This is a genomic window from Streptococcus infantis (assembly GCF_047464715.1).
GTDB classification, from domain to species: domain Bacteria; phylum Bacillota; class Bacilli; order Lactobacillales; family Streptococcaceae; genus Streptococcus; species Streptococcus infantis_S.
Genome location: NZ_JASHBJ010000001.1, coordinates 1 through 12,238 on the forward strand (window position 1 = coordinate 1; position 12,238 = coordinate 12,238).

The window sequence follows — 12,238 nt, forward strand, 5'->3', positions numbered from 1 at the left end:
TTACTCAGAGTTAAGTGACGATAGCCTAGGAGATACACCTGTACCCATGCCGAACACAGAAGTTAAGCCCTAGAACGCCGGAAGTAGTTGGGGGTTGCCCCCTGTGAGATATGGAAGTCGCTTAGCTCGAGGGAGTTTAGCTCAGCTGGGAGAGCATCTGCCTTACAAGCAGAGGGTCAGCGGTTCGATCCCGTTAACTCCCATAGGTCCCGTAGTGTAGCGGTTATCACGTCGCCCTGTCACGGCGAAGATCGCGGGTTCGATTCCCGTCGGGACCGTAATAACGAAAGTTATTTGACTCGTTAGCTCAGTTGGTAGAGCAATTGACTTTTAATCAATGGGTCACTGGTTCGAGCCCAGTACGGGTCATATTTGCGGGTTTGGCGGAATTGGCAGACGCACCAGATTTAGGATCTGGCGCTTAACGGCGTGGGGGTTCAAGTCCCTTAACCCGCATAATAGAAATCAGCCGGCTTAGCTCAGTTGGTAGAGCATCTGATTTGTAATCAGAGGGTCGCGTGTTCAAGTCATGTAGCCGGCATTTTTTTTAATATAAACCAGAGTCGATGCGAACGTAGTTCAGTGGTAGAACACCACCTTGCCAAGGTGGGGGTCGCGGGTTCGAATCCCGTCGTTCGCTTAGAGAGGCCGGGGTGGCGGAACTGGCAGACGCACAGGACTTAAAATCCTGCGATTGGTAACGATCGTACCGGTTCGATTCCGGTCCTCGGCATATATTGAAGAGCACCCTTAGCTCAACTGGATAGAGTACCTGACTACGAATCAGGCGGTTAGAGGTTCGACTCCTCTAGGGTGCATTAAACATTTAACTCGGGAAGTAGCTCAGCTTGGTAGAGTACTTGGTTTGGGACCAAGGTGTCGCAGGTTCGAATCCTGTCTTCCCGATTGATGGCGGTGTAGCTCAGCTGGCTAGAGCGTCCGGTTCATACCCGGGAGGTCGGGGGTTCGATCCCCTTCGCCGCTATAATGATCTTGTTGGACCTTTAGCTCAGCTGGTTAGAGCTCTCGGCTCATAACCGAGTGGTCGTAGGTTCAAGTCCTACAAGGTCCATTGGAATGATGGAGGATTACCCAAGTCCGGCTGAAGGGAACGGTCTTGAAAACCGTCAGGCGTGTAAAAGCGTGCGTGGGTTCGAATCCCACATCCTCCTTTATTTATTATTAACGCGGGATGGAGCAGCTCGGTAGCTCGTCGGGCTCATAACCCGAAGGTCGTAGGTTCAAATCCTGCTCCCGCAATATTGGCTCGGTAGCTCAGTTGGTAGAGCAATGGATTGAAGCTCCATGTGTCGGCGGTTCGATTCCGTCTCGCGCCATTTTTTTAATAAGATACTATGCGGGTGTAGTTTAGTGGTAAAACTACAGCCTTCCAAGCTGTTGTCGCGAGTTCGATTCTCGTCACCCGCTTTGAACTTTGTTCAAATACCAAGTTTTTTACTTGGGCGCGTAGCTCAGGTGGTTAGAGCGCACGCCTGATAAGCGTGAGGTCGGTGGTTCGAGTCCACTCGTGCCCATTAATAGGAGAATTACTCAAGAGGCTGAAGAGGACGGTTTGCTAAATCGTTAGGTCGGGTAACCGGCGCAAGGGTTCGAATCCCTTATTCTCCGTAATTAAAGAGCTTTATAGCTCTTTTTTTATTGCCTTAGTCTTATATTATTCTTTTTATAACTGTTAAACATTTGATATAATGTAAGTGAAAATACTAAAACAAATGGTTGAACTTCAAAGGAGTTTATTATGGAAAAAAAGAGTATTTTAGGAGGGTTGCTAGTTCTTTTCATAAGTCTTTTTATGTTTGGCTGTAGTAGTCAAAGTTCCGAAAATTCAAGTCAGGATCTTAGTTTATCAACAACTGTTAGTCAATCAACTACTAGTGAACTAAAATCCGTAGAGTCTAAGAAAAATTTTAAAGAATTCTACAAGCCAGTTTTTGATAATTACCAAAAAATTCTTTCTACACCGAAGGATATTAATGCAATTGCTGATCTCTATAAGAGTTTACAAGGTACTGAACGCCCTATCAATAGTTGGTCAGTTGAAAATGCGGTTTATCAAGCTGATAAGATGAGTTTTGTCTATGCAGATCTTAATAAAGATGGTGTGGAGGAATTGTTAATAGGCGTTGAGCAATCTAATGGTGATTATTTTATTTCGGGTCTTTATTATCTCGTAAATGAGAAACCGATACTTTTAGCAGAAGGCTTTGTGGCAAGTCATGGTGGGGCTAGAAATTCTATGAATATCTATAATGATGGAGATATCTTAGAATTAAGCTGGTCATCTGGTACAGGTGAAGGTAGGGGAGCACTTTATCATCTGAATTCTAGCCAGCAAGCAGCAAGTAAAGTTCAGGAACAGGACATTCGTGTACCAGGTAACAAAAGTTTGCATTCTGACTTTGGTAAAGCAGAGGCAGATTTAATGAATTTTAAGCAACTAGATTGGCAGAAATTTGAAAACTCTACTAGCACGACTATTTCGGGAGAAAAGCAAAAAGCTCCTTGGAATGCCAACAAATCTGCTAAATTAGAGGCTTTTATTAAAGACTGGGGAAAAAGACTTGGTCAACCTAATTACAAAAAAGGAATTGCTGGAGGAGATGTTGGTGCAGATAATCTCTATACCTTTGGTGATGGGCCGAGTGAAAAAATAAATGCGGAATATTCGGATAATGGGTTAGGAACTGCTAAGTATCGCATCGTAGAGCGCTACAGTAACTGGGATAAATTTCCAGATGTTCATAGCTATTACTTTGCGATAACCAATACAGGAGAAGCGATTGTTTTTCATTCACCAACGACAAATGGTGGAATCATGTACTTAAAACCGACAGAAAATACAGAGATCCAAGCAGAGTTTAAACGTTTGGTAGAAGAAGAGTAAAAGAAAAAGAGTTTAGTTTTGACTAGACTCTATTTTTTAATATCTCTTTCTATCATTTTTATATTCTTTGAGTATTTAATGGTATACTAGGGTTACATAAAATTATAAAGTATTATTTGATGATAGTATAATTTAGGAGAATATGATCTATGACTAAAGGTGTAAAGTTTCGTAGTATTTTTTATAGATATGTTTTATTTATAATTGTTTTGTTTTTTCTAGGCTTTAATCAAATTGTTGGTCGAGGAATTCAAACAGTTAATATTTTTGATTACGCCTTCAGCTTCCATCAGACACAGTTAGGGTATTTCCTTCTTTTATTAATTCTAGTTGGCATTGGCATAAATCTTCTTTGTCCTTGGAAATTTTCCGTATCTCCAAAAGGGATTTATCTTAGAAGATTAGCTTTATTTGTTCCTTGGAGTGATATTAGTGGAGTTTCGCATGTTTGGATTAACAAGGCGAGTAATTTTACTAGTGGGATTAATTTTTATAACAATAAATGTTTAGTTTTTTATCGTCATGATTACAAGCCAATTTGTATCTATAATATTTCTTTATTGGCTTTATTTGCTGTCAAACTCTTTAATCCTCAGATCAAGACGAATATCTTATCAGCTAGTTTTGCTACGGAATTTAATATTCTATTGAATACATCAATTGTCTTTTATCTTTACTTTCTTGACTTAAAAACTCTTAGTTTTAGTTCTTTTTTACTTTTTTGCTTACTCTATTTTATAAAAATTTTTATCATTCCTTTATGCTTGGTTTCTAGTCAAAATTCTAAGTATGGTCCTTATCTGGGACATAGTAATTTCTTTAAGAGAAATGCTTCAGATGTGATTCATGTTTAATTTTATAAAAATGATGACTTTCTACTTTTTGGTAGGAAGTTTTTTATTATTTCTATGTCGAAATAGTTGACAGATGTAATTCAGAGTGTTACAATAGTTGAAAATTTCGATATAGAATAAAAAAAGGAGACAAAATGGATAAGATGTTAGGGGGCTACCAAGCTCTACAGATTCGTTTGTTAAACGGGCGTATCTTTCAAAAACTCTTGAGCAAGGAACCAGATGCTCAATATAGAAGTGAACAGGGAAAAATTTTAACGATTTTGTGGAAGCAAGAGTTGGGGTGCGCTACAGCGACCGATATCGCTCTTGCGACGGGGCTAGCCAATAATACATTGACCAGTATGGTTAAGAAATTGGAAGAACAAGGCTTGGTTACGATTCAACCTTGCACGCAGGATAAAAGGAAAAAATATATCTCTTTGACAGACCTCGGTTGGGCGCAAAAAGAAATTGGAGACCGTGTCAGCAAAGAACTGGGAGAGATTTTTTATCAAGGGTTTTCAGATGAAGAAATCCGAGAATTTGAAGCCTATCAAGAGCGAATTATCTCAAATCTAAAAGCTAAAGAAAATGAAATCTAGGGAAAGGAAGTAACAGTTATGATCGGAATTACAGGTGTAACAGGGAAATTAGGCTCATATGTGGCGGATCTTGTCGATAAAAAAGAAATCGCTTCAGTCCATCTAGCAAGAAGCCCAGAGCGAGCAAAAGTCTATGCGTCTGCAGAAATCCGTAAGATGGTATATGCCAATACTCTAGAGGTGGTTGAGGCCTTAAAGGGTATCGATACTTTGTTGATGGTCTCTGCTCGGGAAAATCCAGAGCGTGTCAAGGAGCACAAGGACTTTTTAGATGCTGCAAAACTAGCAGGGGTACAACATATCGTATATACCTCCTTTTATGGGGCAGATGAGAAGGCAACGTTCACTTTGTCTCGAGATCATGCCCAGACGGAAGCCTATATCAAGAAGTTAGGATTCACCTATACATTTTTGAGAGATAATTTTTACTTGGACTTCTTTATTGATATTGCTCTTGAAAATGGAGAAATTCGTGGTCCGGCTGGCAGGGGCCGTGTGTCAGCTGTTGCCCGTAAGGACACATCTAGGGTTGCAGCAGAGATTCTTTTAAATCCTAAGGAGTGGGAGAATCAAAGCTTGAATCTGACAGGGCCAGAGGATCTTTCCATGGAAAAAATCGTAGTGCTTCTCTCAAAAGAGACCGGTAAGACCATCTCGTATGTGGATGAATCAGTAGAAGAAGCCTATGAGTCACGGAAAAAATGGCCAGCACAAACATGGGAGTACGATGCCTGGGTCAGCACCTATACAGCGATTAAAGCTGGGGAACAAGCTGGGGTTTCTACAGATGTCGAAAAAGTCCTAGGGCATCCAGCAAGTAGCTTATTGGATATTCTTAGAGATAGAAAACTTATTGAGGAAAAAAATGATTGAATATAAACATGTAGCCTTGCGCTATACAGAAAAGGATATTTTAAAAGATGTCAATCTTCGCATTGAAAATGGAGAATTCATGGTGCTAGTGGGTCCTTCAGGATCTGGAAAGACCACTATGATTAAGATGATTAACCGTCTTTTGGAACCGACAGATGGCAATATCTATATGGATGGGAAACGCATCAAAGACTATGACGAACGGGAGTTACGTCTCAGTACCGGCTATGTCCTTCAAGCTATTGCCCTATTTCCTAACTTGACCGTTGCTGAAAATATAGCTCTCATTCCTGAGATGAAGGGCTGGAGCAAGGAGCAAATCACTTCTAAAACAGAAGAACTCTTGAACAAGGTTGGTCTCCCTGCTGCAGAGTATGCAAATCGCATGTCTAGTGAATTATCTGGTGGGGAGCAACAGCGGATTGGCATTGTACGAGCCATCATTGGGGAACCAAAAATTCTATTGATGGACGAACCTTTTTCAGCCTTGGATGCCATCTCTCGCAAGCAGTTGCAGGCTCTTACAAAAGATTTACATAAAGAATTCGGCATGACGACCATCTTCGTAACCCATGATACGGACGAGGCCTTAAAATTAGGGGATCGAATTGCAGTTTTACAGGATGGAGAAATTCGCCAGGTCGCAGAACCTGAAACAATTTTACAAGCGCCTGCGACAGACTTTGTAGCAAACTTGTTTGGAGGTAGCCTTCATGTCTAATTTGATTTCAACCTTTCAAGAGCGTTTTGGGGAATGGTTAACAGCCCTTGGACAACACTTGCAATTGTCTCTTTTGACCTTATTGGTTGCTATTTTTCTGACCATCCCACTTGCGGTTTATCTAAATGGCCACAAAAAAGCGGCGAACTGGGTGCTACAAGTTGCGGGTATCTTCCAGACCATTCCCTCAATGGCTTTGTTGGGGCTCTTTATTCCTTTAATGGGGATTGGAACCTTACCGGCCCTTACAGCTCTAGTCATTTACGCTATTTTCCCGATTTTGGAAAATACGATTACAGCCTTGAACGGGATTGATCCTAGTCTTGAAGAGGCAGGGATTGCTTTTGGAATGACCAAGTGGGAGCGACTCAAGAAGTTTGAAATTCCACTTGCCATGCCTGTCATTGTATCGGGAGTTCGTACAGCAACCGTTATGATCATTGGGACAGCAACTCTAGCCGCTCTTGTTGGAGCTGGAGGATTGGGCTCCTTTATCCTTTTGGGAATTGATCGTCGGAATGCTAGTCTGATTTTAATCGGTGCAATCTCATCAGCCATTTTGGCCATTCTCTTTAATGTTGTTCTCAAATGGTTGGAAAAGGCAAAGTTGCGTACAATTGTTGCAGCCTTTACTGTTATGGTGCTTGGTTTGGGAGCTAGTTATGCTCCAAGAATGATTCCAAATAAAGAGAAAGAAAATCTGGTAATTGCTGGGAAGTTGGGACCTGAACCTGAGATTCTCATGAATATGTATAAGCTTCTCATTGAGGAAAATACGGATATGACGGTGACTGTCAAACCTAACTTTGGGAAGACAGACTTTCTTTATCAAGCGCTGAAAAAAGGGGACATTGATATCTATCCAGAATTTTCTGGAACAGTGACAGAGAGTCTCCTCCAACCATCTCCAAAAATTGGGCATGACCCAGAAAAGGTTTACGAGGTGGCTCGTGACGGCATTGCCAAACAGGATCAACTAGCCTTTCTTAAACCCATGGCTTATCAAAATACTTATGCTATAGCAGTTCCCAAAAAAATTGCGCAAGAATATGGGCTTAAGACGATTTCAGACTTGAAAAAAGTAGAAGGACAGCTCAAGGCGGGATTCACTCTGGAGTTTAATGACCGTGAGGATGGAAACAAGGGCTTGCAGTCTGTTTATGGATTGAAACTCAATGTAGCCACTATGGAACCAGCTCTTCGCTACCAAGCCTTCCAGTCAGGTGACATTCAAATTACAGATGCTTACTCAACAGATGCTGAAATTGCTCGCTATGATTTAGTGGTTTTGGAGGATGATAAACAACTCTTCCCTCCATACCAAGGCGCTCCACTGATGAAAGAAGCTCTTCTCAAGAAACATCCAGAGTTGGAAACGGTGCTTAATAAATTAGCTGGTAAGATTACAGAAAGCCAGATGAGCCAGCTTAACTATCAAGTCGGTGTGGAAGGTAAATCAGCTGAAGAGGTTGCGCATGAGTTTCTCCTTCAAGAAGGAATACTTAAGCAATAATCAAAGGAGTATTAGTTTATGAGTATACAAAAAAGGATCAAAAGATCCTTTTTTATTGTACCAAGGCTAACAAGATGGTAAGCACCAGTGCAATTCCAATTCGAATCAGATGGTGGGCTGGATGGAAGTTTTCTTTTTGTTTGCCATTCCAATAGGCTCCGTAGCAAATTAATCCACAGCCAATCAGCCAAAGAGATAGTGCGATAATCGGCAAAAAGAAGTAGAGGAAGATAGATAAGGTCGCAAGGCTACTTCCGATAAGGAGAAATGTATTTCCTAGAGTGTGATTCCCTTTTTTAACTTCAGACAGAGAAGCCAATAAGTGAAGAAGAACAAAAGCAAGGGCAAAGAAGGCCGTAAAAAAGCCGAGAAGAATGGGGAAGAACATAGGGTTTCCTTTCTAAGATATGATTGCCTGAGTACTATTTTTTATGACTGATTTTATGAAGAATCATAAATGATACTACAAGATTTAAAATGATAACCAATAAAGTAAAAAGAGAGTAACCATAGAGTTTAATTGGAATTTCATCTTTGATGTTACATAGAGAAAACAAACTCGTTAGAATTCCCGTCAACAATCCAGGCACATATTTTCGAATAACGATTGTCTGAATCAGATGTCCGAAAACATGGTAGATATATGCAATCACAATGGTTATGTAAATAGTATAGTTGTTAAACTGGTAACTAAGAAAAAGTGATAGAAGTAGGATTAGAAATTGCTCCAAGACAATGGCATTGAAAGCAAAAGGAGTGTAATAAGATAGGATTCGATTGTTTGGATACTGGATTGATATTTTTTTGAAAAAGGATGGCATCCAAACGATTTCTTCGAGTTCGTGAAGCATGAAGAGTGCTGGAAATAAAAAGTAAAATTGCACGATGGACATTGAAAACACCCCTTTCTAGTTCGAACCCACTTTCAGTATCTCCAAATAAAACTGGGTGACTTCTTGTTCCGTGTAGGATTTACCTTTTTTCAACCACCAGCTGAGGGTTTCGATGAAATGGCTGACGACCAGGTGTTTGAGGTAAGAGTGAGGGAGAGTTGGATGGGACTTGATGAGTTCGTCGGCTACCATTGGGTAGACATCGTGTTCCAGTTCTTTTCGCAGTTGCCGGATAAAATAATCGTTTTTGGAGAGCAAGAGACTGGTCACATGGTCTTGATTTTTCTTGAAATGCTGAAAGATATGAGCCAGATAGTCTTGTGGTGAGAGGTGTTCAGCACGCTCAAAGAGATGGTGAAAGAGCTTTTGACAGAGTTCATCTAGCAATAACTCCTTACTCTCGTAATGGCTGTAAAAGGTCGAGCGTCCCACATCAGCAAGGTCTATGATTTCCTGAACGGTGATGGCCTCGTAGTCTTTTTGGTTGAGTAAGTGTAAGAAAGCCTGATAGATAGCTTTTCGTGTCTTGGTAATGCGACGATCTTGACTAGTCATATGGACAATTTGAACAAACTGTTCCGTATCTTATAAAGTAAACAGTTTGCTCCTATCCTTTCTGTAATGAATGTTAGATAATGATAATGAACAGGATGTTCATGAATCTATTATAACAAAGGAATGATGATTATGAAGACAAAACATACAGTCTGGTTAGCTTTTTTCTTGAATTTAAGTTATGCCATTGTTGAGTTTATCGCAGGAGGGATTTTTGGATCGAGTGCAGTTCTTGCGGACTCAATTCATGACTTGGGGGATGCAATTGCAATAGGGATATCAGCCTTTCTTGAAACAATCTCCAATCGTGAAGAAGATAGTCATTACACCTTGGGTTACAAACGGTTTAGCCTTCTAGGTGCCTTGGTAACGGCTGTGATTCTGATGACAGGATCTGTTCTGGTAATCTTGGGAAATATAACAAAACTCTTTCATCCACAACCTGTCAATGATGAGGGAATCCTCTGGCTAGGAATCATTGCTGTTAGTATTAATGTGCTAGCCAGTCTTGTCGTTCGTAAGGGAAAAACTAAGAATGAGTCTATTTTGAGCCTGCATTTTCTGGAAGATACTCTGGGTTGGGTGGCTGTTATCCTAATGGCCATTGTTCTGCGATTTACCGACTGGTATATTCTGGATCCGCTCTTATCTCTTGTCATCTCTATCTTTATTCTGTCAAAAGCTATTCCACGTTTTTGGTCCACGCTTAAGATTTTCTTAGATGCTGTACCGGAAGGAGTAGATATCAAGCAAGTAAAAAGCGACTTGGAGCAGTTGGACCATGTCGCTAGCCTTAATCAGCTCAATCTCTGGACCATGGATGGTTTGGAGAAAAATGCCATTGTCCATGTTTGTCTAAAAGAAATTGAACAGATGGAGCTTTGCAAGGAATCGATTCGAAGCAAACTCAAAGATTGTGGTTTTCAAAATATCACCATTGAGATTGACGCAGACCTAGCAAGTCATCAAACTCATAAGCGAAATATGGAAGAGCTAGAAGCAGTCCAAAACCATGGACATGAACATCATCATTGATGAGGCGTAGTATAAGAGAGCGAAAGCTTCATAAAAAGTGTATACTTGAAGTAAGTTAGATACAGAGAGGTAAATGTTTATGAAATCAGCAGTCTATAAAAAAGCAGGTCAGGTTGGTATTGAAGAGGTTAAACGTCCAAGCATTCAAGAAGCGGATGATGTGATTATCCGTGTGGTTCGTGCTTGCGTATGTGGTTCAGACCTATGGAGTTACCGAAATCCAGATATTAAAGCGGGTCACAAAAATAGTGGACACGAAGCAATTGGAATCGTTGAAGAAACTGGAGAGGCCATTACAACAGTCAAGCCCGGTGATTTTGTGATTGTACCATTTACTCATGGCTGTGGGGAATGCGACGCTTGTCGTGCTGGATTTGATGGTTCTTGTGACAATCATATTGGAAATAATCTAGGAGGAAATTTCCAAGCTGAATATCTCCGTTTCCACTACGCTAATTGGGCACTTGTGAAAATTCCTGGTCAACTTTCAGATTATAGCGAAGGCATGCTCAAGTCACTTTTGACACTTGCTGATGTCATGCCGACCGGTTACCATGCAGCGCGTGTGGCTAATGTGCAAAAAGGCGACAAAGTTGTCGTTATTGGGGATGGGGCTGTTGGTCAATGTGCTGTCATTGCAGCTAAGATGCGTGGCGCATCCCAAATTGTCCTTATGAGTCGCCACGAAGACCGTCAACAAATGGCCTTGGAGTCAGGCGCGACAGCAGTCGTAGCTGAGCGAGGAGAAGAAGGAATTGCCAAGGTACGTGAAATTCTTGGCGGTGGAGCAGATGCAGCACTTGAGTGTGTTGGTACTGAGGCTGCTGTTGAGCAAGCACTGGGTGTCCTTCATAATGGCGGTCGCATGGGATTTGTAGGAGTTCCACATTATAAGAATCGTGCACTTGGTTCAACCTTTATGCAAAATATCTCTGTTGCAGGTGGAGCAGCTTCTGCGACAACATACGATAAACAATTCTTGCTCAAAGCTGTCCTTGACGGTGATATCAATCCAGGACGTGTCTTTACTAATAGTTACAGCTTGGATGATATTAATCAGGCTTACAAAGATATGGATGAACGCAAGTCTATTAAGTCTATAATTGTGATGGAATAAAAAAGAAAATCCTAATAGAGTATGGAAATCTCTATTAGGATTTTTTATGTTCAGCTATTGTGCTTAATGCAAGGTACTTTCTCTTAAAGTTAGTTTGGTTCCTAGCATGGTCAGACTTGGGATTTTACGGCCGTGAAGGACTTCTCGGTTCAAAATATCCATTCCTGTTCGTCCCATTTCTTCGGTGTAAACTGTGATACTAGAAAGTGGTGGGAACACTTGCTTGGTTAGAATGGTATCATTAAAGGAAATAATACTGACGCGCTCCGGTATGCTGATGCTGGCTTCTTGAAGGGCGCGAAGGGCACCAATGGCCAAGCTATCACTGGCTGCAAAAAAGGCTTGTGGAAGCTTCTCTCCTAATTTTTCGATAGCTTCTTTCATTAAATCATATCCAGATTGAGCAGTAAATAGACCTTGGAAAACGAATTTCTCGTTATAAATTCCTTTTTCTTGCGTATAAGATTTGAAGTAATCTAAACGCTTGTCTGCGATGACTTCTTCTTGGTCAGTAGTAGTTTCAAGACCGGATAAGATACCAATCTTCTTAATCCCGTGGTCTGTAAAGTAATCAACCACCTGTCTAACAGCATTATTAAAATCTGTAATGACACAGGTATGGCCCAAGGCGATGGTGTCACTATCAAGAAAAACTAGAGGTTTTTGATATTCTTCAAATGAGGCAATCTGTGCTTGGCTAAATTTTCCAATACAAAGAATTCCAATGACTTCTTCGCTAAGCGTGAAAGGTTGGTCGTTGAAATAGCGCAAGATTTCGTAATCTAATTCTTGGGCTCTATTTTCAATTCCTAGTCGAATCTGGTAGTAGTAGAGGTCTTCTAACTCTCCCTGTTCACTGACCCATTGGATGATGGCAATCTTTTGTTTGAGTTTATGAGATTCACCAGTTTTGAGATGCTTGGTGTAACCTAGTTCTTCGGCGACGGTTAAAATACGATGTCGGGTTTCTTCTGTGACAGATAGACTCTGATCGCGATTGAGGACACGGGAGACAGTTGCGATTGAAACAGAGGCTAGCTGAGCGATATCTTTGAGTGTAGCCATAATTCCCCTCCTTTTTAGGTTATTATAGCATATTTTTCTTGCTTTTTACTCATAGTTTAGTAAAATATCGGTAAAATTGTTGACCAAAGCAAAACCCTTGGGTACAATAGAAGAAAACGATTA

At 40.9% G+C, this 12,238-nt stretch carries 12 protein-coding genes, 17 tRNA genes and 1 rRNA gene; 26 read left to right on the forward strand and 4 right to left on the reverse strand.

The window, feature by feature from the left end:
• The first annotated feature begins 10 nt into the window (after positions 1-10).
• The 24 genes from rrf (at position 11) to QM419_RS00120 (ending at position 7,450) form a co-directional block, all read left to right on the forward strand.
• A 5S ribosomal RNA gene (rrf, locus tag QM419_RS00005) occupies positions 11-126 on the forward strand.
• Positions 127-130: 4 nt separating this feature from the next.
• A tRNA-Val gene (locus tag QM419_RS00010) sits at positions 131-203 on the forward strand.
• A 2-nt stretch (positions 204-205) separates the two neighbouring features.
• Positions 206-278 (forward strand) — tRNA-Asp (locus tag QM419_RS00015).
• Positions 279-296: 18 nt separating this feature from the next.
• Positions 297-369: transfer RNA gene (locus tag QM419_RS00020), tRNA-Lys, on the forward strand.
• Positions 370-374: 5 nt separating this feature from the next.
• A tRNA-Leu gene (locus QM419_RS00025) sits at positions 375-456 on the forward strand.
• 12 nt (positions 457-468) lie between these two features.
• Positions 469-541 (forward strand) — tRNA-Thr (locus tag QM419_RS00030).
• A 27-nt stretch (positions 542-568) separates the two neighbouring features.
• Positions 569-640 (forward strand) — tRNA-Gly (locus tag QM419_RS00035).
• A gap of 7 nt (positions 641-647) precedes the next feature.
• Positions 648-733: transfer RNA gene (locus QM419_RS00040), tRNA-Leu, on the forward strand.
• A gap of 11 nt (positions 734-744) precedes the next feature.
• A tRNA-Arg gene (locus QM419_RS00045) sits at positions 745-818 on the forward strand.
• Positions 819-832: 14 nt separating this feature from the next.
• Positions 833-906, forward strand: a tRNA-Pro gene (locus tag QM419_RS00050).
• A 5-nt stretch (positions 907-911) separates the two neighbouring features.
• Positions 912-985, forward strand: a tRNA-Met gene (locus tag QM419_RS00055).
• 13 nt (positions 986-998) lie between these two features.
• Positions 999-1,072, forward strand: a tRNA-Ile gene (locus QM419_RS00060).
• Between the two features lie 10 nt (positions 1,073-1,082).
• Positions 1,083-1,172 (forward strand) — tRNA-Ser (locus QM419_RS00065).
• Between the two features lie 14 nt (positions 1,173-1,186).
• A tRNA-Met gene (locus QM419_RS00070) sits at positions 1,187-1,260 on the forward strand.
• Between the two features lie 4 nt (positions 1,261-1,264).
• Positions 1,265-1,337 (forward strand) — tRNA-Phe (locus QM419_RS00075).
• A gap of 20 nt (positions 1,338-1,357) precedes the next feature.
• Positions 1,358-1,428: transfer RNA gene (locus QM419_RS00080), tRNA-Gly, on the forward strand.
• A gap of 33 nt (positions 1,429-1,461) precedes the next feature.
• A tRNA-Ile gene (locus tag QM419_RS00085) sits at positions 1,462-1,535 on the forward strand.
• Between the two features lie 6 nt (positions 1,536-1,541).
• Positions 1,542-1,629: transfer RNA gene (locus QM419_RS00090), tRNA-Ser, on the forward strand.
• Positions 1,630-1,759: 130 nt separating this feature from the next.
• Positions 1,760-2,905 carry a DUF4767 domain-containing protein gene (locus QM419_RS00095; RefSeq protein WP_414277477.1) on the forward strand — a complete coding sequence of 382 codons (1,146 nt, stop codon included), beginning with the start codon at positions 1,760-1,762 and terminating at the stop codon, positions 2,903-2,905.
• Between the two features lie 149 nt (positions 2,906-3,054).
• Entirely contained in the window at positions 3,055-3,759 is a 705-nt protein-coding gene (locus QM419_RS00100; RefSeq protein WP_414277478.1) for a hypothetical protein, read from the forward strand.
• Between the two features lie 134 nt (positions 3,760-3,893).
• Positions 3,894-4,343, forward strand: a complete 450-nt coding sequence (locus tag QM419_RS00105; protein WP_269798337.1) for a MarR family winged helix-turn-helix transcriptional regulator — start codon at positions 3,894-3,896, stop codon at positions 4,341-4,343.
• Between the two features lie 18 nt (positions 4,344-4,361).
• Complete coding sequence (locus QM419_RS00110; RefSeq protein ID WP_414277479.1) at positions 4,362-5,216, forward strand: SDR family oxidoreductase; 855 nt, start codon at positions 4,362-4,364, stop codon at positions 5,214-5,216.
• A complete protein-coding gene (locus tag QM419_RS00115; RefSeq protein WP_414277480.1) occupies positions 5,209-5,937 on the forward strand; it encodes an ATP-binding cassette domain-containing protein in 729 nt (242 codons plus the stop codon). Before QM419_RS00110 ends, QM419_RS00115 begins: the two co-directional genes overlap by 8 nt.
• Positions 5,930-7,450 carry an ABC transporter permease/substrate-binding protein gene (locus tag QM419_RS00120; RefSeq protein ID WP_414277481.1) on the forward strand — a complete coding sequence of 507 codons (1,521 nt, stop codon included), beginning with the start codon at positions 5,930-5,932 and terminating at the stop codon, positions 7,448-7,450. Before QM419_RS00115 ends, QM419_RS00120 begins: the two co-directional genes overlap by 8 nt.
• Before the next feature lie 52 nt (positions 7,451-7,502).
• Here the strand turns inward: QM419_RS00120 and QM419_RS00125 are convergent, their stop codons facing one another.
• Genes QM419_RS00125 through QM419_RS00135 form a run of 3 tightly spaced genes read right to left on the reverse strand, consistent with a single transcriptional unit; the run spans position 7,503 to position 8,898 of the window.
• The gene (locus QM419_RS00125; protein ID WP_045615243.1) at positions 7,503-7,838 is read right to left on the reverse strand and encodes a hypothetical protein; all 336 of its coding nucleotides are present in this window, start codon (positions 7,836-7,838) and stop codon (positions 7,503-7,505) included.
• Positions 7,839-7,872: 34 nt separating this feature from the next.
• On the reverse strand, positions 7,873-8,343 hold the full coding sequence (locus tag QM419_RS00130) for an HXXEE domain-containing protein (protein WP_414258747.1): 471 nt from the start codon (positions 8,341-8,343) through the stop codon (positions 7,873-7,875).
• Between the two features lie 15 nt (positions 8,344-8,358).
• Positions 8,359-8,898 carry a TetR/AcrR family transcriptional regulator gene (locus QM419_RS00135; RefSeq protein ID WP_414258748.1) on the reverse strand — a complete coding sequence of 180 codons (540 nt, stop codon included), beginning with the start codon at positions 8,896-8,898 and terminating at the stop codon, positions 8,359-8,361.
• 132 nt (positions 8,899-9,030) lie between these two features.
• Between QM419_RS00135 and QM419_RS00140 the strand changes: the two genes are divergently transcribed.
• Both QM419_RS00140 and QM419_RS00145 read left to right on the forward strand, forming a co-directional pair.
• The gene (locus QM419_RS00140) at positions 9,031-9,933 is read left to right on the forward strand and encodes a cation diffusion facilitator family transporter (RefSeq protein ID WP_254730668.1); all 903 of its coding nucleotides are present in this window, start codon (positions 9,031-9,033) and stop codon (positions 9,931-9,933) included.
• A gap of 79 nt (positions 9,934-10,012) precedes the next feature.
• Positions 10,013-11,050: a zinc-binding dehydrogenase gene (locus QM419_RS00145; RefSeq protein ID WP_414278048.1), complete on the forward strand. Its 1,038-nt coding sequence runs from the start codon at positions 10,013-10,015 to the stop codon at positions 11,048-11,050.
• A gap of 63 nt (positions 11,051-11,113) precedes the next feature.
• Here QM419_RS00145 and QM419_RS00150 read toward each other — a convergent pair whose 3' ends face one another.
• Positions 11,114-12,115, reverse strand: coding sequence for a LacI family DNA-binding transcriptional regulator (locus QM419_RS00150; protein ID WP_254730662.1), 1,002 nt, complete (start codon positions 12,113-12,115; stop codon positions 11,114-11,116).
• Between the last annotated feature and the right edge of the window lie 123 nt (positions 12,116-12,238).